Genomic DNA, 25,534 nt, shown 5'->3' on the forward strand with positions numbered 1-25,534 from the left:
CGCCCCATTGCTTTTGGGAGCACCTTCTTTGTGATCGTTAATTTTGGCTTTGTGTGGATGGTGAATCGCTGCGCGTGAGGGAGGCGTTGGACGTCTCGAGCGCTTGCCGCAGCGTTTCATTGATTGAGCTGACCGATTGCTCGTCGGGGATGTAGTAGTACACGCCGTTGATCGTTTCGTCGTATCCTTTCAAATGCAAATTTTCTACATCCGCGTTTTTCATTTTTTGATAGACATAGATGAACGACAACAAATCGGACGGAGGGATGTTCGTCCGCACGTGATCCCCTAAATCGGCGATGACGTCATCCAGCTTCGGCAGCGAGGTGATGGACGTGCTTTTGTCAATAATGGCGCGAATGACTTGTTTTTGCCGCTCGTTTCGGCCAAAATCGCCGCGGGGGTCCGATTTTCTCATGCGCACATAGGCGAGCGCTTCATTGCCGTTCAACTCTTGTTTGCCTTTATGGAACGTATGCCATTTGAGCGAACCTGTCAGCTGAGCTTTGAATGTAAACGGAACATCTACCGTGACGCCGCCGAGGGAATCGACAATTTTTTCGAACCCTTCAAAATCAGTCGTCACGTAATAGTCGATCGGAACATCGATCAGCTCATTGACGGCTGCAATCGTCGATTGAATGCCTCCATGACTGTAGGAGTGGGTGATTTTGTCTTTCCGCCCTTCGCTCGGGATGTAAACGCGCGTGTCGCGCGGAATGCTCAACAAATACACTTTGTTCGTCTTCGGATTGACGGTCAAAAGCATGACGACATCAGACCGCCCCTCCTCGTCGTGGTACTGGTTTTCCACTCCAACCAACAGCACGGTAAACGGATCTTTGCGCATTTCAATATTTCTTGCAGGCTTGCTTGATGGATCAAGCGCTTGATAAATTTTGCTTGACGCCTGTTTCGTCTCGGAGTAAATATTGTAGCCAAAGGCGCCGACACCCCCGAGCAAAAGAAGAAACACGAGCAAAAATAATCGGCGGAGCCGCTTTTTTTTCTTTCGCTTTTTCACTGTTTTTCTTGTATGATTCATCGTTTAACCCTTCTTTCCTTTACGGTGTCGTTTTAGGAAGACGGAAGCAACCGTTCGGCATACTCCATCGCTCCCGCCTGAATGTCCGCCCTTCCGTTTGTCAGTTCGGTCATCCACTCGCCGAACGAAGACTGGCCGTCCTCGGGAACGAGAACATCAAACGTGACGCGGTCGGCATATTGGATATTTTTAATAGTATATACGGAAGAGCGCAGCTCATTTTCCACCTTCCCAAGCCACGGGTAGTCGATCGTAACATGCATGACGCGCATGAGCCGACGCTCGACGATGCCGGCGGCGTTCAGCCCCTCGGAGACGGCGCGGCTGTAAGCGCGCACCAACCCGCCCGCGCCGAGCTTGATGCCGCCAAAGTAGCGGGTGACAACGGCGACGGTGTCTTTCACCCCTTTTTTCTTCAGCACCTCAAGCATGGGCACCCCTGCGGTGCCGCTCGGCTCGCCGTCATCGTTCGCTTTTTGGATTTGGTCATGCTCGCCGATCAAATAGGCGGAGCAGTTGTGGGTGGCATCCCAATGCTTCTTCTTGATTTGTTGAATAAAGGCGACGGCCTCTTCCTCGGTTTCAGCGCGATTGATATAGCAGATGAACCGTGATTTTTCGATCACGATCTCGCGTTCGCCGTATCCTTTGACCGTGTAATATGTTTGCAACAAAGCAAAACACCTCAACATACAAAAAACGCGAAAACGGTTTAATTTTGTTCATTTTTTTGCATGAATGGCTAGCGCTCTACTCTAATTATGGTAAACTGAAAATAAAAGAGCAATAGATAGGGCATGCTTTTATTATTATAAATCGACAACTTTTTTCCTTCAAACAAATTTTGCTGGCGCCCATGCGCACCGCTTGGCAGCGCTGTTGGAGGTTGGCAAATGGCTGAGGCAAAACAGTGGGACGTGAAGCAATTAGATCGGATTGTCGAAAAAATGATCGACACCGTTCAACACAGCAAAGACGAAATTTTCCGCATCGGGGAGCAGTCGCGTCAAGAGCACGACCATTTGCTTCGCGAACTCGAGGAGGTGAAGCAGCTGACCGTGCAGGCGATCGAAGAAGCGGATCAGCTGGAAATGAAGGCGCGTCAGGCGCGCCGCCGCCTGTCGGAAGTGAGTCAAAACTTTTCCACCCACTCGGAGCAAGATATTCGCGAGGCGTATGAAGCGGCGCATGAGTTGCATATGAAGCTGACGATGGTGCGCGAGCGGGAGAAACAGCTGCGGCTGCGCCGCGACGAGCTCGAGCGGAGATTGGCGAGCCTTGCGCAAATTATCGAACGCGCCGATTATTTAGTTGGACAAATTACGGTCGTGCTCCACTACTTAAACAGCGATTTCCGCCAGGTCGGCGAGCTTATTGAAGGAGCGAAGCAAAAGCAGGAATTTGGGCTGAAAATCATCGAAGCCCAGGAAGAAGAGCGGCGGCGGCTGTCGCGGGAAATCCATGACGGCCCGGCGCAGCTGCTCGCTCACGTCCTTCTTCGGTCTGATTTGGTCGAAAAGGTGATCAAAGAGCGAGGGACAGAGGCGGCGATCGCCGAGATTCGTGATTTTCGCAAAATGGTGCGTTCGGCTTTGTCCGAAGTGCGCCGCATCATTTACGATTTGCGGCCGATGGCGCTTGATGATTTAGGATTGGTTCCGACGCTAAAAAAATACTTGCAAACGACCGAAGAATATAACAAGGGAGTCCACATTTCCTTTGTACATATCGGCGAAGAAATTCGGCTGCCGTCGCGGATGGAGGCGGCCGTGTTTCGGCTTGTCCAAGAATCGGTGCAAAACGCCTTGAAGCATGCCGAAGCGCGCCATATCGACGTCAAAATGGAAGTGACGTGCCACCATCTGCTTGTCAGTGTCAAAGACGATGGCAAAGGATTTGATCCATCGGTCAAAAAAGAAAATGCGTTCGGCTTGATTGGAATGCGGGAGCGGGTGGAGCTGCTCGGCGGCACGCTCGACATCCGCTCAAAGATTGGCAGCGGAACGACCGTGTTCATTCGCGTTCCGCTCGACCGTTCGACTGACAAAACGAACAAGGAGGAAAGGAAACGATGAAAACACGCATCGCGATTATCGACGATCACCAGCTGTTTCGCGAGGGCATCAAGCGCATTTTGGAATTTGAGGGCGATTTTGAAGTCGTGGCGGAAGGAAGCGACGGAAGCGAAGCGCTTTCAATCGTCGAAACATACCGACCCGATTTGGTGCTGATGGACATTAACATGCCGGACATCAACGGCGTTGAGGCGACGAAACAGCTGATTGAAGCTTACCCTGATACGAAAGTCGTCGTGCTGTCGATTCATGACGATGAAAACTATGTCATGCGCGCCTTGCAGACGGGAGCGACCGGGTATTTGTTGAAGGAGATGGACGCCGATACACTCATTGAGGCGGTGAGAATCGTCGCGGAAGGCGGTTCGTACTTGCATCCGAAAGTGACGCACAACTTGATTCGCGAATACCGCCGATTGACGACGGAAAAAGGCGGCGCAGTGGTTAAGCAGGAGGTGCGCCGCCCGCTTCATTTGCTGACGCGGCGCGAGTGCGAAGTGCTGCAGCTGTTGGCTGACGGCAAAAGCAACCGCGCCATCGGCGAGGCGCTTTACATTAGCGAAAAAACGGTGAAAAACCATGTCAGCAGCATCCTGCAAAAGTTAAACGTCAACGACCGGACGCAAGCCGTTGTGGTTGCGATCAAAAACGGCTGGGTGGAAGTGCGCTAATGGCAATGCCCCCTTCGTTTCCGCCTATTGTCAGCGGATTGGATGGGCGTCTGGCGGCTGGTGTTGAGGGGATCGAGGCAGCGATGCTTCGTTGTTGGTGTGTCCGTGGTGAGGACAAGCTGTTTTGTAGTTGGCGGCAAGCGGCTTTGTTTAGGTCCTTGCGGTGCGCTATCCTCCATTTGGATTCGTAGTGGTGGGCGGTTTGTCTTTTTGGTATAATGGAAGAAAATTTGAAATCAGGAAGGAATGGCGTTCGTGAAAACGGCAATTGTCACCGACAGCACGGCCTACTTGCCGAAAGAGGTGCGCGAGAGGTTGGGCATTCGCCTGATTCCGCTCAGCGTCATTTTCGGGAATGAGACGTACCGCGAAGAGATTGATATGACGGCCGATGAATTTTTTGCCAAAATCAAGCAGCATCCGACGTTGCCGACGACGTCCCAACCGTCGGTTGGTGAGTTTGTTGACTTGTTCACCGCCATTCGCGAGGAAGGATACGAGGCGGTCGTCAGCATCCACCTCTCAAGCGGCATCAGCGGCACGTACCAAGGGGCGGTCACGGCAGGGACGATGGTGGACGGATTGCGTGTTTACGCATACGACTCGGAAATCAGCTGCATGGCACAAGGGTTTTATGCGATCGAAGCGGCGGAAATGGCGCAGGCGGGGAGGTCTCCTGAGGATATCATCGCTCGCTTGGATGAAATGAAACAAACGCTGCGCGCCTACTTTATGGTCGATGACTTGGCCCATCTGCAGCGGGGCGGACGGCTGACCGGGGCGCAGGCGTTCATCGGCGGCCTCTTGCAAATCAAGCCGCTTCTTCGCTTTGAAAACAAAGTGATCGTGCCGTTTGAAAAAATCCGCACGCGCAAAAAAGCGATCCACCGCATCGAAGAGCTGTTCGCCGAAGATGCGGAAAAGGGTGTGCCGCTCAAAGCCGCCATCATCCACGCCAACCAGCCCGATGAAGCGCACCGCTGGCGCGATGAGCTGTCCGCCCGCTATCCGCACGTCGAATTTTCGATCAGCTATTTTGGCCCCGTCATCGCCACGCACGTCGGCGAAGGCGCGCTCGGGTTGACGTGGTATCAGCCTTAAGCCGAGGCCGCAAAGCGCCGTCTCGAGGCTCTACAGCCAAGCGCAAGGCGGAACGGTGCGCTCCGCCTTGCACGGCGGCGGATTCTCGTTTCCGCTGTATGGTCGATCAAGATGTTTCCGTCTTCCCGTTTGGCGTTCATGGGACGAAATGATCCGAATGAGTTTTGGGCCATGTTGATGCTATTCATAGTGGATGCTATTTCATATAATGTTTTTATCGATTTCCTCATCCAACTTCAATGCGCTTGCCATTCTCCTTCGGCGGTATTCTCCATAACTGCCCGCAGTTGACGAATTCATCTGTGACAAACATAAGAGCGAGAAAACCTATTCCCTTTAGGTGTGGGGAATGTCAAATTCGTCAGCTGCATCGTCTTCCTCTCCTCTCTCCACTTTATGAAACGGGCGGAGATGTGGGGCTGGCCAAACTTGTCGAACCGTTTTCCTTTCCTGAAAAATTTGTCGCTATTTCCCTGGGAATGTTGTCGAAACACGTTATTGATCGGCTCCATGACTCTCCTGTGAATCTTCGCTGGCGTCATGTTTCGCCGCATCCATTTCTTTCGAAGGCCGATATGTCGTGAAAAAGACGGTCAAACCATATCCTTATTCCATTTGGAAAGGCCTTTTCATCTCCACTTTCTTTTCTAGCGGAATGTTGCTGTTTTGCGCATGACGCCCATTTTTCACCATCTTTCTAACTTTTTACGAAAAAGAACGCCGTCGATCGCTCTTCCTGTACCTTTATGCGCTTCAAGCCTCTCAACTTGGGGAGAGAGGGTTTTTGCCGCGTCATCTGCTCTTCTTGCCTCTCAGCTGGGGAACGTGCTTTTCATACGTTCAAAAGGAGTGATGCTTCTTGTGCATCCAACAACCATCTTGTGTTCCACACCTCGTTTCATGGTTGAACGGCCAGCGCCTCCCACGCGAACAACTGCCGTTTTCTGATGAAGAAATCAAAGCCGCGGTGCAAGCCGGTTGGGTTCACGAACAGCCCGGCCTCATCAAAACATCAAGCGGCTGGCGCTGTGTGCGCTGCGGGAATGAAGACGCGCGTCTTTTTGCATCGTTTCCATGCGCCCGCTGCGGATCGGATTGCGCGTATTGCCGCAAGTGTCTTGTGATGGGGCGCATCAGCTCCTGCACTCACCTTGTGCACGTGACGATGCCGCTTCCGTCCGAGCGGCACGAGGCGCCGCTTGTTTGGGATGGGACGCTGTCCGCCGCTCAGGAGGATGCCGCTATGGCTGTCAAACAGGCCGTGCTCGATCGAAGCGAACTGCTCGTTTGGGCCGTATGCGGCGCAGGGAAAACCGAGATTTTGTTTCCCGCCATCGCCGCCGCGCTCGAGAAGGGCTGGCGCGTTGGCCTCGCCACGCCACGGACCGATGTCGTCCGCGAGCTTGCTCCCCGCTTTCGCCAAGCGTTCCCGCGCGTTCCGCTCGCTGTTTGGCACGGCGGAAGCGAAGAGCGCGGGCGGATCGCTTCCTTGGTCCTCTCAACCACCCACCAGTTGCTGCGGGCTTACCGCGTCTTTGACGTTATGATCGTGGATGAAGTCGATGCCTTTCCATATTCTGCTGAGCCGATGCTCCAATACGCCGTCAGTCAAGCGCGGAAAGAACAGTCGAGCCTCATTTATTTAACCGCCACCCCGTCCCGCGCTTGGCAGCTTGACATCACAAGAGGCAAACGGAAAGCTGTCGTCATCCCCGCCCGCTACCACGGCCGTCCGCTTCCCGTCCCCGTGTTCGAATGGTGCGGCAATTGGCGCAAACGGTTAGAGCGCGGCCGCTTGCCCGAAAACGTCCTTGCGTGGGTTCTCCATCGTTTGGCGCAGGGAAAACAAGCGTTTTTGTTCGTTCCCCATATCGATGAGCTTGAAGCTGTCACCCGCCTCTTGCAGCGCGTCGATCCCCGCATCGTCGGCGTTCATGCCGAAGCCCCAGACAGAGCCGAGCACGTTCAGGCATTTCGCGATGGGCGCGTGCCGCTGCTCGTCACAACGACGATCCTTGAACGGGGAGTGACGGTGCCGAACATCGATGTCGCCGTTCTCGGCGCCGAAGACCGCATCTTCACGGAAAGCGCTCTCGTGCAAATCGCCGGCCGCGTGGGCCGCCACGCCGCGTTTCCGGATGGCGATGTCCGCTTTTTCCATCACGGAAAAACGAATGAGATGGTGCGGGCGCGCCGCCACATTGTCCGCATGAATGAGACAGCAAAGAAAAGGGGGTTGCTGCATCGATGAACTGCCTCCTTTGCCATTCTCCGTACAACCCGATCGCGAGCTGGCGCCAGCTTCTTTTCCTCGAAGACCTTGACGTCCTTTGCCCACGCTGCCGCGGGTCGTTCAAACTCATTGACGGCCGCCTTTGCGAGATGTGCGGCCGCCCGCTCGAGGAAGCCAAGCCATCGCTGTGCGCCGACTGTCTCCGGTGGCAGGAAGATGAACAATGGGGGAGGGTGCTCGTGAAAAACCGATCTGTGTATATATACAACGACTGGATGAAAGACGTCGTCGCCTTATGGAAATTCCGCGGCGACTATGTCATCGTCGAGGCATTCCGCCGTCCGTTTTCCCAAGCGTTTCGCCGACATTTCGGCCGCGATTGGCACATCGTCCCAATCCCGCTGAGCCCCGAACGGCTGTATGAGCGCGGCTTCAACCAAGCGGAAGCGCTCGCCCGCCTGCTTCCGTTTCCGTGTTTCCCTTGGCTTTCTCGCAAGCATTCCGAAAAACAATCGAAAAAATCGCGCCGTGAGCGGCTCGAGACCGACAACCCGTTTTTTCTCTCCGGACATCCGCCGATTGACGGAAAACGAATCGTTCTCATCGATGACATTTACACGACGGGCATCACCGTCCGCCACGCGGCCCTTGTTTTGCTTGAAGCGGGGGCGGCAGAGGTGGGGGCGTTGACGCTAGTGAGGGCGTGAGTGGGCTAAACATTTGCCTGAGGGATGCCGATATAAACAGTGGTAACCGATCGAGCGGAGAGTGAACAGAGATGGAAGTTCGTAACATTTTTGTGAAGCAAGCGATGATCGCGCCTGACCAGCCAGTTGTGTTGCAAAAAGGTGAAACGTATGACGCGGTGGTCAAGGAGAAAAAAGGTGACGAAGCGGTCGTCCATCTCAAAGGAACGGATGTACGGGTTCGGACAGAAGGAGAGTGGCCACAGGAAGGGCGTGTGACGATCAAGGTCGTCGGTGAACAAGCGGGAGTCCCTGTGGCGCGAATCGTTCCCCGCCCGCCACAAGAGGCGAATGAACAAGCGGTTCGTTTTTCTGCCTCTGAACCGTTATCGACCGAGCTAAGGCAGGTCGACGCTTGGCTGCAAAAACACGGGCAGCCGCTCACGAAAGAGATCGTTTCCACCTTGCGAACGTTTTTCGCCGAAGCTCCAGGCACCGTAGAGCAAAAACTCGATACCGTCCGCGCGGTCATCAATAAGCATTTAGAACTGACGAACGTTCATCTTGCGGCCGTCCATGAGGCGCTGCATGGGAAGCCGCTCGGAGAGAGGCTCGTAGATATGGTAGAGGAGCTTAAGGTGAATGAACAAAAGAAAGTCCGCGTTTCCATGGAAGGAAAATTGGACGACAGTGCGTCAACTTCTATGTCCCTTGTTGGTTCTCCACAAGAATTCGTTCAACAATTGCTGCAACGATTAACAGCTCTTTTGTCCGAACCGCATCAAAAGGCAAACGGCACAGAGATGATGCAAGCGATCAATTTATTGCGCGACAAGGTTCTTCATGCCATCGAGCAACTGAAAAAAGAGCCGCATCTTGAACAAGTGCTTGACTTGATTCAAAAGGAGATTGGAGAAGGAGTTCAGATTCATCCTGCCTGGAGGCAGGCGTTCAACGAAGCATTGACAGAAGTGCGCCAGTTGATGGAAAACGGAAGAGAGCTTGCTGCCCGGAAATCGTTATTCGATATGTTGAGTGACATGGAACAAACCCTTTCTTCGGGATCATTGGACCATGTTCCGCTTAATGGAACATGGATGCAAGTGAGTGTGCCGATGCAAACGAAAGACTTTCTCGTGCAAACGGTCACAGCCAAAATGGCACAGGCGTCCCGTGACTTTCAGATTGTGAAGCGCAATGTGATGCGCCATTTGGAGACGGTGCTGCACTGGGCGGAACAAAGAGGACAAGCCGCCCGCTTGCAGGCAAAACAGTACTTGGAAAGCGCAATTAAGCAGTTGGACAACGTCATTTTAAAAAGTGATTTGATGCTGTTTACGGACATGGCGACGGAAAAGCAGCTGATGAAGGCGAGCTCCCAGCTGGCTGAAGCGAAAAAGCGGCTTCGTCAAGGGGATGAGCAAGGCGCTCGAAAATTGGTCAATGGGGTAAAAGAGACCCTTGCGAATATGGAACTGAAACTTTCCGAAGCAAAAGTGAAGCATTTTGTGGTTGGGTTGGGCGAACCGCAGGAAGATGCGTCCAAAGCATTTCTCCGGCACATAAACGAAGCGACGCAGCCGTTCGTTGACGGCCCATCAGCACGGCAACTGTTTGAAGCATTCCGACGGTTTGGTTTTACCCACGAGTATGAGGCGGCTGAATCGTTCGTGCAAAAAGGTGCGGACGAGGAAGGAACACTGCAAAATATGAAGGCGGCGCTCTTGCAGCTTGTGCAAAGCGAAAATGAACCCATCGCGCGCCAGTCGGTGCAAGCGCTGGCCAATTTGACTGGCCAACAGCTGTTGAACCGCTGGGACGCAGGAGTGGGCATGCAAAGCCTGTTCTTCTCCTTGCCGTTGCGATGGCAAAATGAAGTGCGGAACGTCAACGTCTATGTCAACGCCCGCCAAGATGGCGAGCGAATCGATTGGGAAAACTGTCAGCTGTATTTCTTGCTGGAGACGAAAAAACTGGGAGACCTCGGCATTTTGCTTCAAGCCAATGAGCGAAGCTTGTCCGTCACCCTTCGCAACGACCGCGATGACTTTGCCCAAAAAGCCGCGCCGTTCATCGATATGGCGAAAAAGCGATTGGAGGAGATCGGCTACCACGTCAAAATGGTCAACATCACAAAGCTGACGAATGAAACGAAGCGGCAGGAAGAAGAAAAACGGGTGCCATCCGTTCGCCTGTACGGACCGTTTACGGAAAGAGGGTACGATTTCACGATATGATGGCGCAATATTTCAATCAAAAAAAACGAAAGCAAATGACTGGTCCGACGGCGGCCGTCATCCGGTATGACGAATCGTCGGGCCAGTCGCCGACTGTCGTCGCCCAAGGAAGCGGACATGTGGCGCAGAAAATCATTGAACTGGCGAAACAGCATCACATCCCGATTCAAGAGGATCCATTGCTCGTGCAAAACTTGCTTCAGCTTGATCTTGGCGACCGCATCCCGCCGCAATTGTATGCGGTCATCGCTGAAATACTCATTTTAATTCAGGAATTTGAAAAAAATCACTAAACATGCCTGAAATAACGACCGATATAAAAATGGGGGTAATACATAGTGGATTTTTTTACAGAAGAATGGATTTACCAAAAAAACTCGCAACAGCTGACGGCATTGTTATATGAAGGATTGATGGAATGTTTGGAAGAGGCCATCACGGCCCTTGAACAAAAAGACTATTGGAAAGCGAACAAACAGCTGCAAAAAGGAAACGACATCCTTCGCCGCCTCGGCGTTGGATTGCGCTATGACGCGGGCATCATCGCCCATCAGTTGGATGCGCTCTACAACTATATGGCTGAGCGCCTCATCGAGGCGAATATGAAAAAAGACGTGAAGATTGTTCAGGAAGTGTGGCAATTAACGACTACGATCGCCACCGCGTGGAACGAGGCGCTGAAGAGCGGCGCCTCCCCCGCGCAAACGGTGCGAAAGCCCAAAACAGCAGAGTATGAGCAGTTCATCGCCTATGAGCAATCTTAAGCAAAGGAGTCGGTTTCGATGCGAATCAACCATAACATTCAGGCGCTCAACGCCTACCGCAATTTGGCGGCCAATCAATCGAGCATTTCGAAAAACTTGGAGCGCCTCTCCTCCGGCTTGCGCATTAACCGTGCGGCTGACGACGCGGCGGGGCTTGCCATTTCGGAAAAAATGCGCTCGCAAATTCGCGGCCTGCAGATGGCGGAACGGAACGCGCTCGATGCGATTTCGCTCATTCAAACGGCGGAAGGGGCGTTAAACGAAGTCCACAGCATCCTGCAACGGATGCGCGAGCTGGCTGTGCAGGCGGCGAATGGGACGAACCAAGATACGGATCGCGAAGCGCTTGACAGCGAGTTTCAGCAGTTGATTGAAGAAATTGACCGTATTGGGCAAGATACGCAATTTAACAAAATGAATATTCTTGCTACTGATCAAAATATCGATATCCAACTTGGAGCCAACAATGGGCAAACGTTGACATTATCTTGGAAACAGCAATTGAAAAACTCTCTTGGCGAGGATGCTACAGACATTAGCAATTTAAATATTAAAACGATTACTGATGCCCAGAATGCGATCACAACATTGGATAATGCCATCATCTCCGTATCCAAATCCCGTTCTAAGATGGGGGCTTACCAAAACCGCCTCGAGCATACCATTAACAACTTGACAACCGCGAACGAAAACTTGACCGCCGCCGAATCCCGCATCCGCGATACGGATATGGCGATGGAGATGGCCGAGTTTACGAAAAACAACATTTTGACGCAGGCGGCGCAGGCGATGCTCGCGCAGTCGAATCAGCTGCCGCAAGGGATTTTGCAGCTGTTGAAAAGTTAATTGAATCCGCGTTGGGCGGGGCATAAACGCCTCGCCCTTTTGCTATGATTGTGCGATAATGGGGGTAGCGAGAGGTGATGACGATGGAAGTGCAAAAAGTAACGCGCGCTGGGCTGGCGAACGTGAGCCGCAAGGATGACGTCCCGATGGAATCGGTGTCCTTCACCGAAGTCATGGCGAAAACGCGCCACAACGTCGTATGGGAGCGGATCAACGAACAAGTCCGGCAAATCGAGGAGCAAGGGAAAAAGCTTGCCGAGTCGCGGACGGTTGAGGATTTGCGCAAATATAAGCAGCTCGTCAAGTCGTTTTTGGACGATGCGGTGAAAAACGGCCTGCAGCTGGAAGAACAGCGCGGCTTCAGCCGCGGCGGGCGGGCGCGCATTTATAAGCTCGTGAAGGAAGTCGATCAAAAGCTCGTTGAACTGACGAATGAAGTGCTGCAAAAAGAACAGCGTGGACTCGAGATTTTGCGGCTTGTCGGCGAGATTCAAGGGCTGATCATTAATATTTACACATGACGGAATCGTTTAAGAGTACAAGATCGATTCCGCAATGTTGCGTTGGTCATCAATATTGACAGATTATCGATCTGCTTGCGGCTGTGGAATATGTTCAACGGCGCCGCATGCAGGGACGCGTCACTGACAGGAGGGGCGGTGTTGGCGACGAGTTGGTGACCACCAGGCGGGCGCCATTATTCAACCTAATAAGTTTTTATACGGCGGCTTCATAGGCAATGATCGGGAGGGATCCACGATGGCGGAACTATCCAATTGCTCGAAGTGCGGGCGGTTGTTTGTCAAATTATCGACGCGTGATGTATGCGAATCGTGCCACCAAGAGGAAGAGCGGCAGTTTGAGCGTGTCTACGCGTTTTTGCGCAAACGGGAAAACCGCACGGCGACGATGGCGCAAGTTGTTGAGGCGACAGGGGTGGAGGAGAAGCTGATCATCAAATGGATTCGCGCGGGGCGGCTGCAGCTCGTCCATTTTCCAAATCTCGGCTACCCTTGCGACTCGTGCGGAGCGATGATCCGTGAAGGGCGGCTGTGCGCCAAGTGCCTTGGCCAGCTGCAAGCCGACTTGCGACGGGCGGAGGGGGAAAAGGAAAAAGAAGCTCGTTCCCGCCGCGCCACTTATTACACCCAAGACTATCAAGAACGCTAAACATTTCCGTCAACGTTCCGATATAAACAATAGCCAAATGCAAACAAGCGCCGGTCAAGCGAGGTGAATGTGATGAAAATCCACCATATTGGACCGATGGGCGTCAACCCGTACCAGCGTCAGCTCGCCAAAACGGAGCGGCTGGCGACGGAGAAGGCGTCTAGAGATCAAGTGGAAATTTCGAAAGAAGCAAAAGAGCTGCAAGAAGCGGCGAGCTGGGAACAGGCGCGGCAGGCGAAATTGGATGAGCTGCGCCAACAAATTGAAAACGGCACATACCAAGTCGACCCGCGGGCGGTCGCCAAGCGGATGATCGAGTATTATCGAAACCATCGATAAAGGAAGCGGATCGTGATGACGTTTGCGGCACTCATCCATCTTTTGCGGGCGCATATCGAGCTGCATGAAAGCTTGCTGGCGCTTTCGCGGCGGAAAACGGAAGCGTTGAAAAAAAACGATATCGAGGCGCTGTCGGCTTTGCTTACGGATGAACAAAAGCATATTTTGGCCATCCGTCAACTCGAAGAACGGCGGCGGCGCTGGCTGAAAGAGGTGCTCGGCGATGAAACGGTGACAATCGCCCAATGCGAGGCGATGGCGAAAGGCAAGGAGCGCGAGGAATTGCGTGAATGCCGTGAGCGGCTGAAACAGGCGGTGAACGCGGTGGCGGAAGCGAATGAGTTGAACCGCCAGCTCATTGAGCAGTCGCTCCAGTTTGTCACCGCCATGATCGAGACGTTCACCCCAACGCCGTCCACTTACAGCCGCACGCAAGGGTACGCGCCATCGCCAGACCGCCCGCTGTTTGAATCGAAAGCGTAAGGGGGAGAACGATGCTCTCGACATTCCACGGATTAGAAGCCGCTCGGCGCGCCATGATGGCCCAGCAAGCGGCGTTGTATACGACAGGACATAACATCGCCAACGCCAATACGGAAGGGTATACACGGCAACGCGTCCAACTCAAGGCGACGCCGCCGTTCCCGACGCCCGGCCTCAACCGCCCGAACATCCCAGGGCAAATGGGGACAGGGGTGGAAGCGTCGTCGGTCGAACGGGTGCGCGAATATTTCCTCGACATCCAATACCGCGGCGAAAACAGCAAGCTCGGGTACTGGGAAGCGCGCGCGGATGCGGTGTCGAAGATGGAAGACATTATGAACGAGCCGTCCGACAGCGGGTTGGCGAAAACGATGGACCAGTTTTGGCAGGCGCTGCAAGATTTGAGCACCCACCCGGAGAACGAAGGGGCGCGCTCCGTCGTCCGTCAGCGCGGGCTGGCGGTCGTCGAGACGTTCCATTACTTGTCCAATTCCTTGGCGCAAATCCGCACGGACATCGGCACGCAAATCGGCACGACGGTGACGGAAATCAATTCCCTTCTCAACCAAATCAGCGCATTGAATGAACGGATCGCCGAAATTGAACCGAACGGCTATTTGCCGAACGACTTGTACGACGAGCGCGATCGGTTGGTCGACCAACTGTCGCAATATATGGAGATCGGTGTGGAAAAGCATCCAACTGGCGGAAACGCCTTGCCCATGGCGGAAGGAACGTACGACGTTTACGTCATGAACGGGAGTGCGAAAGTGTATCTCGTTCAAGGGCGCACGGCGTCTGCCGTATCGTTTCCCGACGGCAGCGATGTCGACGGCGACGGGGTGAAGGAAATGCCCCCCGCTTTAGGCGTCAATGCGCTCGATGTCAGCGGGACGACCGTTTCCTTTTCCTCTCTTCCGAACGGCAAATTGCGCGGGTTGATCGAAGGATACGGCTATCAAAGCGGAACCGACGCCAGCGGCCAGCCGATCGTCAAAGGGCTGTACCCAGATATGCTGTCGAACTTGGACAAACTCGCCTATACGTTCGGCACGGTGTTCAACGCCGTTCATCAACAAGGCTACGGGCTAAACGGGAGCACGAATCACCCGTTTTTTGATGGGATCAGTGCCGTAAGCGGCGCGGCGAAAACGATCAAGCTCGCCGCCGACATCGACGATTTGGCGAACATCGCGGCGTCCACAAAAAGCGGGGAAACAGGGAACGGCAACAACGCCATCAACCTCGCCAACGTCCGCAGCCTGCTTCTGTCCAATGCGACCGTTTCGCTGCAAGACAACATCGCCGTCAACTTGGCGTCCCTGAATTTGCCGCTTTCCTCAGGCACGGTTGAAACGAACTACCAAGGTTGGATCGGCCAGCTTGGCGTCGACGGTGAGCAGGCGAACCGGATGAAAACGAACAGCGAAACGCTGCGCCAGTCGGTGGAGGAAAAACGGCAGTCCGTCAGCTCCGTGTCGCTCGATGAAGAGATGATGAACATGATCAAATTCCAGCACGCCTACAACGCCGCGGCAAGGCAAATCACGGTGATTGACGAAATGCTCGATAAACTCATCAACGGCATGGGCGTCGTCGGAAGGTAGGTGAACGGTGATGCGCATTACGCAAAGCATGTTGGCGAACAATACGCTTAAGCAGATTGCCCGAAGCTACGCCAATTTGGACAAATACCAAACCCAGCTCTCGACAGGGAAAAAAATCACCCGCCCATCCGATGACCCTGTCGTCGCCATGAAAGGAATCGCCTATCGCTCGAATTTGGCGGAAGTCGAGCAGTTCAAACGCAACTTCTCGGAAGCGTACAACTGGGTGGAAAACTCCGATTCGGCGCTTGACAAGGCGACGCAGGCGCTGCAGCGCATCCGCGAGCTCACCGTGCAGGCGAGCAACGACACATACGAAGAAACGCAGCGCCAAGCGATCGCCAAAGAAGTGCGCCAGTTGACCGAACATTTGGTCACGATCGCCAATACGAAAGTCGGCGACAAATACATCTTCAACGGCGCGAAAACGACGGAGCCGCCTGTGACGGTGAACCCGGACGGCACGATTTCCGTGTCGGCAAACAGCCAACAGCTGAACATAGAGCTTGCCAAAGGCATTTACATTCCGGTCAACATTCCGCCGAGCACAGCGTTCGGGGCGGGCAGCGGATTGTTTTCGGATTTGCAAAACTTGGCCGCTGCCCTCGAAAATCCGAGCACGACCGGTAATGATGTAACGGGCTATTTAGACAAACTCGACAGCCACTTGACGAATTTGCTCGGCGTCCGCGCCGAACTCGGCGCGCGCATGAACCGGATCGAGCTGATGGAAGACCGCATCGACAGCCAGCAGGTGATCGCGGAAAAAATGTTGTCGGACAACGAAGACGTTGATCTGGAAAAAGTCATCACCGATTTGAAAACGCAAGAAAGCGTCCACCGCGCGGCGTTGGCCGTCGGCGCGCGCGTCATTCAGCCGACGTTGGTTGACTTTTTGCGTTAAACTAGCGTAATGCCCGCCGAAAGGAGCGATGGCCATGCGCATTCCGCAGCTTAAGATGGAAGCGACGTACGCCAAGCTGGCGATCTCAAGAGAACGGGCGCGGCTTGACATCACCCAGCCGCCCGCGGAGATGACGATCGAGCAACCGCCCGCTGACATGCGCATCGCCTCCATTCCCGCCCGTCTGACGATCGACCAGACCGAGGCGTGGGCGGCGGTGAACAACAAGCACGTATTTCGACTGATTCAAGACGCAGCCGCTGACGGACGGCAAGCGGTGCTCGACTTCATCGAGCGCGCCGCGGTTCAAGGGGATGAACTGATGCGCATCGAACATGAGGGGGATCCTCTCGTTGAACAGGCGGAGGCCAACAGCGAAGGCCCGCCGCTTGAGTTGGAGATCGCCCTCGTCCCGCCGCCGTTTAGCGTCAAGGTCGACTATGAACCGGGCAGACTCACGATCGACTGGAACACCTACACGCCGCGCATTAATGTGAAGGCGCATGCGCCGATCATCCGCTGCCAGCAAGGGGCGGTCAAGATCGATCTCGCCCAGCGCCCGTCGCTTCACATTGACGTCATCATTTGAGGAACATGAGGAGGAGCAAGCATTGAACATCGACACGAAATACCACGGAACAGTGGCGGTGAAGGAAGAAGACATCATCCGCTTCCCCCACGGCCTCCCTGGATTTGCGGACGAGAAGCGGTTCGTCCTTTTGCCGCTTGCCGACACGCCGTTTGTCATCTTGCAGTCGGTCAAGACTCCTGCGCTCGGGTTTATCTTGATTGAGCCGTTTTCGTACTTTCCGGCGTACGAATTTGAACTGGATGAAGCGATGGTCGAACAGCTTGACATCGAAAGCGAACGCGACGTCGCGGTGTACGTCATCTTGACGGTTGCTGACCCGTTCGACAACACGACGGCGAACTTGCAGGCGCCCGTGGTCATCAACGCCCGAAAACGAATCGGCAAGCAAGTGATCTTAACGAACACCGCGTACAAAACGAAACATCGCCTCTTCCCGGAAAAAGCGGCGACGTAAAGGAGGCGGCCCGATGCTTGTTCTAACACGCAAAATCAAAGAAGCGATCCAAATCGGCGATGACATCGAAATCACCGTCCTCGCCATCCAAGGCGACCAAGTGAAACTCGGCATCAACGCGCCAAAACAGATCGACATCCACCGCAAAGAAGTGTATCTTGCCATCCAAGCGGAAAACAACGCCGCCGCCGAAGCGTCCGAAGCCTCGCTCGCCGAACTGACCGCCAAGCTGAAACAATGGAAACAACCATAACGTCGAAGCGCCCAAGCGGCGCTTTTTTCGCCCCATCGACAAAAAATTTAAATTTCCCTATTAAACTTCCAAAAAACGCGCCGATATAAAAAGTGAGCGCGGCATATGGCGAAAGGCGGCCGACTTTCGCCCTAGCCCCGCCGTTCCACAAGGACGTGGAAAACATCATTTCAAGGAGGAAGAGAACATGAGAATCAACCACAACATCGCGGCGTTGAATACGTATCGGCAGTTGACGACCAATACGACCAACGCTTCGAAATCCATTGAAAAACTTTCGTCTGGCCTCCGCATCAACCGCGCGGGCGACGATGCAGCAGGTCTTGCGATCTCGGAAAAAATGCGCGGCCAAATTCGCGGGTTGGAGCAAGCGAGCCGCAATGCTCAAGACGGTATCTCGCTCATTCAAACGGCGGAAGGTGCGCTGAATGAAGTGCACTCCATCCTGCAGCGGATGCGCGAGCTGGCAACGCAGGCGGCCAACAGCACGAATACGCAAGCAGACCGCGAGCAGCTGCAAAAAGAGTTCAACCAATTGACGTCCGAAATCAACCGGATCGGTAATACGACGGAATTCAACACGCAAAAATTGTTGAACGGCAATGTGAGCGGCGCGAGCCCGATTAAACTGCAAATCGGGGCGAACACCAATCAGTCGTTTGAAATTAAAATTTTCGATATGCGCGCCCAAGCGCTTGGCTTGGCAGGGACAGCGTCTGGTGGGAGCGCCAACACTATCGGTGCAGCTACTGTGGCAAATGGTACATCGGTATCCTCCGTATTGTCCGGCGGCATCGCGAATGCAAAATTTGCTGGAGGAACGGCTAATAAGTTAACAGACGTTAGCAACGTCGGCACGGATGAATATGCTTTAGATATCATGTCTTTCAGCGGCGCAACGGCGGCGATTTCGAAAATCGACATCGCGATCAACACCGTTTCGACAGAGCGCGCCCGTCTCGGTTCTTATCAAAACCGCTTAGAGCATACGATCAACAACTTGGATACGTCGGCGGAAAACTTGACGGCGGCGGAATCGCGCATCCGCGACGTCGATATGGCGAAGGAAATGATGGAATTTACGAAACAAAACATTCTCACCCAAGCGGCCCAATCGATGTTGGCGCAAGCGAACCAACAACCGCAGAGCGTGCTTCAGCTGCTGCGATAATCGAAAAGAGCAATCAGGCCTCTTCTCGACCTCGGGGAGAGGCCGTTCTCTTTTATTTTGTTCGGAATAATTTTCCGAATCTCATTCGCTTCACACTGACAAAAATGATCCGATAATAATGATAGAAGGTGTCAGAGAGTAGTCGACAAATCTCGTGTAGGAGAGTGCAGGACATGCAACTCAACATTTTCGGACAGACGTTTGAATATCGCAATGATCGATCAGAGCTTGAAGCGATGTTCCAAAAAATCTTCTCCATGATTGACGAGGTGGATCGGCAATTGAGCCATCTCGTCATCGATGGCGTCGAAGTATATGACGATTTTGAAACCTATGTGGAGGAAAGAATCGATTCCATCCGTACGATTGACGTTGTAGCAGTGACGATCGAAGAATATATACGGGATGTTTTCCAGACAATGCATTTGTATTTGACACGTGCCCTGCCAGAGATTGAGCGTATCATCGATGAATTTTATCAAACCCCTTCCGAACATACATGGATCCGATTCGAGCAAATGCTGGAAGGAATCCAATGGATCGACCAAGCTCTTTATTGGCTGACTGAACACCCAAAACATTCGCTTGATCGTCAAGCGCTCGCTCGCATCCGGGAAACGTTGGCGGAACAATTGCGGCAATTGCTTCAAGCTGTAGAAGCAGGAGACACGATTTTGATCGCCGACTTGATCCAATATGAAGTCAAGCCGTTATGGAAAGACATTATGGAGCACGTAAAAGTCCATGTCGTGAACTAAACGCAGACAGCAAAGGCAGTGAACAGAATTGAGCATCTACAGAGGAAAAAAAATCTTGATTATTGGCGGTACGGGAACGATCGGGCAGCATCTCACCAAAACACTGTTGCAGCATGAACCGAACGTCATTCGCATTTTTAGCCGCGATGAGCATAAACAGTTTGAACTGGCGCAGCAATTTAAACATTCAAAGGTGCTTCGTTATTTAATTGGCGATGTCCGCGACGAAGCGCGTGTGCTGCGGGCGATGGAAGACATTGACTACGTCTTTCATCTTGCCGCAATGAAACATGTTCCAGCTTGTGAATACAATCCGTTTGAAGCGGTGAAAACGAACATTATTGGCACGCAAAATGTCATTCAAGCCGCTTTGAAAGCCGGAGTGAAAAAAGTGTTATTTACAAGCACAGATAAGGCCATTTCGCCAACGAACACGTACGGCGCCACAAAGCTGGCGGCGGAACGATTAATCGCCGCGACCGAATATCAAAAAGGGCCGAAGCAAACGATTTTCTCGGCGGTGCGGTTCGGCAATGTCATGGGTTCGCGCGGTTCGGTCATTCCGTTGTTTAAAAAGCAGATTTTAGAGGATCGGGAAGTGACCGTCACCCATATGGACATGCTTCGTTACATGATGACGCCGTCGCAGGCTATTTCTCTCATTCTAAAAGCGAACGAACTGGCCGTGGGCGGAGAAGTGTTCGTGCTGAAAATGCCGGTGGTGGCGCTAAAGGATTTAGTTGAGGTGATGATTGAGGAAGTCTCAAAAAAATACCACATTACCGAAACGATTAAAATCAAAGAAATTGGCTTGCGTCCAGGGGAAAAAATGTACGAAGAGCTGATGACAGAAGACGAAGCGCATACGGCGTGGGAGACGGAAGATATGTATGTGATTGGGCCTCCCTTTGGCTGGAAGCCGCATGCCTATCCGAAGGAATGGAACATCCGCCCGTGCCAAAACCCGTTTCAAGGCGAGATGATTGATAAAGAAACATTGCGCCGTTGGATTTTGGCAGAAGGCTTAATATAGGAGAAACGGTGAGTGATGGAGCAATGAGCATCATGTTGTTGACAGAGAATGAACAATTTTTGCAAAACCGCTACCCATCCATTTGGCAGCTATGGAAGCAAATTGAGCATGAATCGATTTGGAAACAATATGAAATCGTCCCGTCCCATGCTGGCCTGCCGACGATTCAAGTTCATGTGGATGGACGCCCTCTGTATTTGCACAGCAAATACAACCCGGAGCAAGAAGCGGAGCGTCTCGCCCAGCAGCTCAAGGACCAAGTGGAGCAATGCGACCATTTGTTCTTTTACGGTATCGGGATCGGCTATCATGTCGAAAAACTGTTATCCATGTTTCCTGATAAGTCGTTCACCATTTATGAACCGAATCCATGGATCTTTTTCCGCTTTCTGTCGTGCAAACGGGTGACCGAATGGCCGCTTCAGCGGCTTCGCTATCTTTATGTGGAAACGGACGAGGCTTCGCGCAGGCAGTTTTTTGCCGAGTTTGCCAACGCGCTTGAGACGAATGTGGGGCTTGTGGCGCTGCCGAGTTATGAGCGCATTTTCGTGGATCAATATCGACAATTTGTCCGACAGTTTCGAGATATTCTCCAGTCGAAGCGCATCAACTTGGCGACCGAATTTGCCTTTGGCAAGCGCTGGACGTTGAACAGCTTGATGAACTTGCCGACAACGTTGAGATCGTCGAGCATTTTCAGCCGAAAAGAACATTTTCGTTCCAAACCGGTTTTGCTTGTGGCGGCTGGGCCGTCGCTGCAAGAGGAATATGACAATCTTCGCTATATAAAGGAAAAAGGGCTGGCCTATATATTTGCCGTCGGATCAGCGAATCGAGCGTTAGTGGCGAACGGCATCCTTCCCGACGCTGTTTGCACATATGATCCACAAGCTCATAATTTCGCTGTGTTTTGGGACATGATTGATAAAGGAATTGACGTCCACGTGCCGATGATTTACGGGACGAGCGTCGGATACGAAACGATTCAAAAATACAAGGGGCCAAAGTTTTACGCCGTCACATCCCAAGACACGGTAACGCCGTACTATCTGGACAGCCTTGATCGCAGCGAAGTCATTGATGATGCGTTTTCGATCGCCATTATTACATTGCAAATCTTGGCGAAGCTGGAGGCGAATCCGGTCATTCTTGTCGGGCAAAATTTCGCCTTTCGCGACAATTACTATTATGCGAAAGAAATCAAACGGGGAGAAAAGCAGACCGCTGAAGTGCTCGAACATGAGCGGCGCGGCCTCATGCAAGTGAAGGACGTATACGGCCGCCTTGTCACGACGAATGAATCGCTCAACCAAATGCGGCTGTTGATGGAGCACTATATCCAGAAGTATGCTCAGATCGAAGTCATCAACACAACAAAAGGCGGTGCGGATATTGCTGGTGCCCCATTTCTTCCGCTGGAGGCCGTCATCCAAACCCGGTTGACGAAGAAAGTCGTGAATGAAAACTGGCATGCCGGCCAAGAAAGCAACCGGATGCAAGGGGTGGAAGACAAAATCGGGAACATGAAGCGTGCGATGACCGATTTCATCAAGAGATACCATGAGCTCGAAGCAATGTTTCACGAGTTGGAGCAGGCTGCTATTCGAAAAAAAGAAGACAAATTGCACAAATTATTCGCCCGCTTCGATGAACGGTTTCGCCGCTTGACCCAAAACGACTTTTTTGACGTATACGTTCGGCCTGTCGTTCGCGTTTATACGGAAATGCTGCAAAAAGAAGCGCACAACATCCGCAAAGAGCAAGACCCCGTTGTGAAGGCGGACAAAGTGGTTCGGGCGTTCCGCCACTATTTGCACCTATGCCAGCAAGTCTATAACGAAATGGCGCCGTTGGTGCAAACATATCTGCACCCCGCCCTGAAACAGAAGGACGATGGCTGGAAGAGACGCGAATGCACATCTAGTGAATTTCAATACATCGGCCAATGGCGAAAAAAGGAGATCAAAATTGAAAAACAATCGTCCGGGGAAGCGGATGTAATCAGTGCATATTACGAAACGAACGAACCGAATGCGGCGATTCAATTCAAGTTTAAAGGAACAGCGCTTCGGATGATTGGGGCGAGGCATGCGGAGTGTTCGGATGAGATTCAAATTGTGATTGATGGGTATAAAGAAAGGCTCTCAGCAAAAGATAAACGCTTTTCACCTCCATTTCCTCCAGCTTTTCGGGAAGTATTGTTTGAGAAAAGCGGTTTAAATGATGGTGTACATGAGGTTGAAATTGAATTGCAGAATGCGGGAAAACTGCTTTTTGAAGCTATTGAATTGCAAGCAGATGAAAGTGTGTTCTTGCATGTGAATGAAGAAGGACAAGGGGAGGTTGCTGGAATGAATAGGCCTATTGCTTATGTTGGAGACTTCACTGTGTTAACAAAATTAATAGAAGGTCCAAAGATTTATATAGATACTAGAGATATAAGCATTTCTCCACACCTAATTCTCGATGGTTATTGGGAACGTTGGGTGTCTAACGCATTTTTGAATAGCATCCAACCAGGTATGACAGTGTTGGACATTGGAGCCAATTGCGGATATTATACACTTTTGGCTGCTATGAAAGTTGGTTCTAAAGGTACTGTACATTCTTTCGAACCAAATCCTTTCCATCACAAGAATATTTTAAAGAGTTTGGCCATAAATGGTTTTAATAATACTTACCTTCATAAAGTGGCATTAAGTAATCAAATTGGGGAGATTGACCTTTACGTTCCTGTCCCTGAAAATATTCCGGGACAATTATATACAGGCTCAGCCAGTCTTTTTAAGTTGGAAGAGCTAAATGATTTTAAAATTGAAACAATAAGAGTGCCGACCGTGGAACTCAGTAGTTATTTACCCGGTTTATCAAATGTAGATGTTGTAAAGTTGGATATTGAGGGAGCAGAGCCACTCGTTATGGAAGGATTGTTCAGAATTATTGATAACTCAAATGATATGGAGATATTTATGGAATATGCTCCTAAAAGATGGGTTCTACAAGGACATGACCCTGAGCCGATTTTGAATCGATTTGTAGAGAAGGGATTCCATTTTTTTGTGATTAACCATGATGGTAATATTATTCCTGTTGAAGTGGAAACATTGGTTTCTTTAAAAGACCAAGACAGCTATTTAGATATTAAAATTGTTAGAAAAATTGTAGGATAATTTTCCTTAGGATGGTATAGTCAGGCCTATGTTTTGCCTATATCACATTTATGTGTTAAACGTTTTCTATATTGAAGAGGCAATTTGTAAATTTTGAGGGGTGATGAATTGTGGAATGTAGTTATCGCAATGTAGAGATGAAAAGTGCGTTACAACATCTTTGTAGACAATTGCAAAAAATTATACATTCAAGTTTCAATAATGTACCTTTCTCCGAATTAAAGGATTGTAAAAACATACTTATTGTTAGATCAGCTAGTATCGGAATTTTAAGGGAATTTATTTCAAAGTTAGATAATGTAAATGATAATACAAGAAAATATATTATCACCAGTTACGCAAATAAACATGAATTGGAAGAACTATACGGGGATAGTGTTGAAATTATAGAATATCGCCATAATGGAAATTATGATATTAGTAGGTTTGATGAAATTTTTAATTATTTAAGCGAGAAGTTCTTTGATAAAGTGGTTGTTCTATACAACAATCGCTTTGGAGCAGGGTATGAAAACGTGGAAGAAATTATAGAGAGAATATCGCCTGATGTGCACTATGTGTTTAATAGTTATATGGAATTATATAGAATCAATAACTTAGCATTAAAGAAGGAAAGTATCCAATTATATAGACAAATTTGTAATTGGTACTGGGAATATTCAATGGTAGAAAGGAAGTGATCTAATTGAAAATAGGGATAGATTTGAGAGTCTTAGATAGTCTTAATATTACCGGTTTGGGAAGATATGCTTTAAATTTGACTAAAGAGTTAATTAAATTTAAAGAAGAATATTATTTTATCGGTAATGTAGATAGAAGTGAGTTGGAATATACAAAGAACATGACGATCCCCATAGAATTGCCGTATGGGGATATAGAATTTGCAAATAAATTGTTATCTCTAATAGGCTATGTAGAAGATTTGGACATGATGTTCTCGCCTTTTTATCCACTCCCTGAAAGAAGGACTTTTAAGGGGATTGTCACTATACATGACCTTATACCACTTAGACTCCCCGAGATATTTCGGAATACAGGCATTTACAATTTTTATGATACATATATGCGTGAGTGCGCGGAGCATATTGACCATATAATAACGGTGTCAAATTCAACTAAACAAGACATTATGGAGCTTTATGGAATTGAAGAAGAGAAAATTTCAGTTATTTATTTAGCTGGTCACTCTAAATGTTTCAATAGAGAAGATGTTGGGTTAGCGCAACAAAAAGTATTTGAAAAGTATAGAATAAATAAAGGCTATATATTGTCTTTATGCACTTTGGAACCGAGAAAAAACTTAACTAGATTATTAAAGGCTTACGAAATTATTAGAACTAAACTAAAAGAAGAATTTCATTTGGTTTTTGTAGGTGGATTTGGGATGCGGTCTGAAGAGCTTATAAGGGAGATTGAGAAAAGTCCATTCAAGGATAATATTATCATGACAGGATATGTGCCAGATGAAGATTTGGGGGTTTTATACAGTAACGCTGAGGTGTTTGTATATCCTTCCTTATATGAGGGATTTGGACTGCCAGTGTTAGAAGCCATGGGATATGGTGTGCCAGTAGTAACTTCAAATGTATCATCTCTACCTGAGGTGGGGGGAGATGCAGCACTTTATTGTAATCCCTATGATGTTGAATCAATTGCGTATACAATAGAGAAAGTCTTATTATCTCCTACTTTACAACGACAATTGCGCGAAAAAAGTTTAGAGCGGTCAAAACTATTCTCGTGGGAAAAGACAGCCCTGCAAACCAGGGATGTATTTTTGAAGTGTTTAAATAAATCATAAAAGCTTAAAGAGGTTGTTGCAAAAATGGCTAATATTTCATAAAGGTATGTCAAAATCGATCTTCTTCCTTAAAGAAGGTTGATAAAAGTGATGATTTCCGGGATCTTCACCATAAAGTGTACTTGACAATGAAAGAGGATT

At 50.7% G+C, this 25,534-nt stretch carries 26 protein-coding genes; 24 read left to right on the forward strand and 2 right to left on the reverse strand.

What is annotated here, in order from left to right:
- Window positions 1-37: 37 nt before the first annotated feature.
- Together CWI35_RS12185 and CWI35_RS12190 are read right to left on the reverse strand one after the other, a co-directional pair.
- Entirely contained in the window at window positions 38-1,045 is a 1,008-nt protein-coding gene (locus CWI35_RS12185; protein WP_023633631.1) for an LCP family protein, read from the reverse strand.
- Window positions 1,046-1,077: 32 nt separating this feature from the next.
- Entirely contained in the window at window positions 1,078-1,719 is a 642-nt protein-coding gene (locus CWI35_RS12190) for a YigZ family protein (RefSeq protein WP_014196788.1), read from the reverse strand.
- A gap of 219 nt (window positions 1,720-1,938) precedes the next feature.
- On the opposite strand from CWI35_RS12190, the gene CWI35_RS12195 reads away from it, so the two are divergent.
- The 24 genes from CWI35_RS12195 (at window position 1,939) to CWI35_RS12315 (ending at window position 25,393) form a co-directional block, all read left to right on the forward strand.
- Window positions 1,939-3,120, forward strand: coding sequence for a sensor histidine kinase (locus tag CWI35_RS12195; RefSeq protein WP_023633632.1), 1,182 nt, complete (start codon window positions 1,939-1,941; stop codon window positions 3,118-3,120).
- The gene (locus tag CWI35_RS12200) at window positions 3,117-3,791 is read left to right on the forward strand and encodes a response regulator (RefSeq protein WP_020278885.1); all 675 of its coding nucleotides are present in this window, start codon (window positions 3,117-3,119) and stop codon (window positions 3,789-3,791) included. The genes CWI35_RS12195 and CWI35_RS12200 overlap by 4 nt, the downstream gene beginning before the upstream one ends.
- Before the next feature lie 255 nt (window positions 3,792-4,046).
- The gene (locus CWI35_RS12205; protein WP_011232619.1) at window positions 4,047-4,892 is read left to right on the forward strand and encodes a DegV family protein; all 846 of its coding nucleotides are present in this window, start codon (window positions 4,047-4,049) and stop codon (window positions 4,890-4,892) included.
- 859 nt (window positions 4,893-5,751) lie between these two features.
- Complete coding sequence (locus CWI35_RS12215; protein WP_119877810.1) at window positions 5,752-7,143, forward strand: ATP-dependent helicase ComFA; 1,392 nt, start codon at window positions 5,752-5,754, stop codon at window positions 7,141-7,143.
- Entirely contained in the window at window positions 7,140-7,832 is a 693-nt protein-coding gene (locus CWI35_RS12220; protein ID WP_014196780.1) for a ComF family protein, read from the forward strand. Before CWI35_RS12215 ends, CWI35_RS12220 begins: the two co-directional genes overlap by 4 nt.
- Window positions 7,833-7,903: 71 nt before the next feature.
- On the forward strand, window positions 7,904-10,048 hold the full coding sequence (locus tag CWI35_RS12225) for a hypothetical protein (protein WP_014196779.1): 2,145 nt from the start codon (window positions 7,904-7,906) through the stop codon (window positions 10,046-10,048).
- A complete protein-coding gene (locus CWI35_RS12230) occupies window positions 10,045-10,341 on the forward strand; it encodes an EscU/YscU/HrcU family type III secretion system export apparatus switch protein (RefSeq protein ID WP_014196778.1) in 297 nt (98 codons plus the stop codon). The genes CWI35_RS12225 and CWI35_RS12230 overlap by 4 nt, the downstream gene beginning before the upstream one ends.
- Before the next feature lie 45 nt (window positions 10,342-10,386).
- Entirely contained in the window at window positions 10,387-10,812 is a 426-nt protein-coding gene (fliS, locus tag CWI35_RS12235) for a flagellar export chaperone FliS (protein WP_014196777.1), read from the forward strand.
- A gap of 18 nt (window positions 10,813-10,830) precedes the next feature.
- Window positions 10,831-11,658: a flagellin N-terminal helical domain-containing protein gene (locus tag CWI35_RS12240; RefSeq protein WP_014196776.1), complete on the forward strand. Its 828-nt coding sequence runs from the start codon at window positions 10,831-10,833 to the stop codon at window positions 11,656-11,658.
- 83 nt (window positions 11,659-11,741) lie between these two features.
- Window positions 11,742-12,179, forward strand: coding sequence for a YaaR family protein (locus CWI35_RS12245; protein WP_011232611.1), 438 nt, complete (start codon window positions 11,742-11,744; stop codon window positions 12,177-12,179).
- Window positions 12,180-12,417: 238 nt separating this feature from the next.
- Window positions 12,418-12,828: a TIGR03826 family flagellar region protein gene (locus tag CWI35_RS12250; protein ID WP_014196774.1), complete on the forward strand. Its 411-nt coding sequence runs from the start codon at window positions 12,418-12,420 to the stop codon at window positions 12,826-12,828.
- Between the two features lie 72 nt (window positions 12,829-12,900).
- On the forward strand, window positions 12,901-13,167 hold the full coding sequence (flgM, locus tag CWI35_RS12255; RefSeq protein ID WP_011232609.1) for a flagellar biosynthesis anti-sigma factor FlgM: 267 nt from the start codon (window positions 12,901-12,903) through the stop codon (window positions 13,165-13,167).
- Between the two features lie 15 nt (window positions 13,168-13,182).
- On the forward strand, window positions 13,183-13,650 hold the full coding sequence (locus CWI35_RS12260) for a flagellar protein FlgN (protein ID WP_014196773.1): 468 nt from the start codon (window positions 13,183-13,185) through the stop codon (window positions 13,648-13,650).
- Window positions 13,651-13,661: 11 nt separating this feature from the next.
- Window positions 13,662-15,257, forward strand: coding sequence for a flagellar hook-associated protein FlgK (flgK, locus tag CWI35_RS12265; RefSeq protein WP_119877811.1), 1,596 nt, complete (start codon window positions 13,662-13,664; stop codon window positions 15,255-15,257).
- A gap of 10 nt (window positions 15,258-15,267) precedes the next feature.
- Window positions 15,268-16,161: a flagellar hook-associated protein FlgL gene (gene flgL, locus CWI35_RS12270; protein ID WP_119877812.1), complete on the forward strand. Its 894-nt coding sequence runs from the start codon at window positions 15,268-15,270 to the stop codon at window positions 16,159-16,161.
- A gap of 34 nt (window positions 16,162-16,195) precedes the next feature.
- Window positions 16,196-16,750, forward strand: a complete 555-nt coding sequence (locus CWI35_RS12275; protein WP_119877813.1) for a DUF6470 family protein — start codon at window positions 16,196-16,198, stop codon at window positions 16,748-16,750.
- Window positions 16,751-16,772: 22 nt separating this feature from the next.
- Window positions 16,773-17,207 carry a flagellar assembly protein FliW gene (fliW, locus tag CWI35_RS12280; RefSeq protein ID WP_119877814.1) on the forward strand — a complete coding sequence of 145 codons (435 nt, stop codon included), beginning with the start codon at window positions 16,773-16,775 and terminating at the stop codon, window positions 17,205-17,207.
- Window positions 17,208-17,220: 13 nt separating this feature from the next.
- On the forward strand, window positions 17,221-17,460 hold the full coding sequence (gene csrA, locus CWI35_RS12285) for a carbon storage regulator CsrA (protein WP_119877815.1): 240 nt from the start codon (window positions 17,221-17,223) through the stop codon (window positions 17,458-17,460).
- Between the two features lie 187 nt (window positions 17,461-17,647).
- Entirely contained in the window at window positions 17,648-18,631 is a 984-nt protein-coding gene (hag, locus tag CWI35_RS12290; RefSeq protein ID WP_119877816.1) for a flagellin Hag, read from the forward strand.
- 173 nt (window positions 18,632-18,804) lie between these two features.
- Window positions 18,805-19,389: a hypothetical protein gene (locus CWI35_RS12295; protein WP_119877817.1), complete on the forward strand. Its 585-nt coding sequence runs from the start codon at window positions 18,805-18,807 to the stop codon at window positions 19,387-19,389.
- 28 nt (window positions 19,390-19,417) lie between these two features.
- A complete protein-coding gene (locus tag CWI35_RS12300; protein ID WP_119877818.1) occupies window positions 19,418-20,422 on the forward strand; it encodes a UDP-N-acetylglucosamine 4,6-dehydratase family protein in 1,005 nt (334 codons plus the stop codon).
- Between the two features lie 8 nt (window positions 20,423-20,430).
- A complete protein-coding gene (locus tag CWI35_RS12305; protein WP_162924025.1) occupies window positions 20,431-23,592 on the forward strand; it encodes an FkbM family methyltransferase in 3,162 nt (1,053 codons plus the stop codon).
- Window positions 23,593-23,702: 110 nt separating this feature from the next.
- Window positions 23,703-24,272: a hypothetical protein gene (locus tag CWI35_RS12310; RefSeq protein WP_119877820.1), complete on the forward strand. Its 570-nt coding sequence runs from the start codon at window positions 23,703-23,705 to the stop codon at window positions 24,270-24,272.
- A 5-nt stretch (window positions 24,273-24,277) separates the two neighbouring features.
- A complete protein-coding gene (locus CWI35_RS12315) occupies window positions 24,278-25,393 on the forward strand; it encodes a glycosyltransferase family 4 protein (RefSeq protein WP_119877821.1) in 1,116 nt (371 codons plus the stop codon).
- The last annotated feature ends 141 nt before the right edge of the window (window positions 25,394-25,534 follow it).

The sequence above is a fragment of the [Bacillus] caldolyticus genome (assembly GCF_003595605.1).
GTDB lineage: Bacteria > Bacillota > Bacilli > Bacillales > Anoxybacillaceae > Geobacillus > Geobacillus thermoleovorans.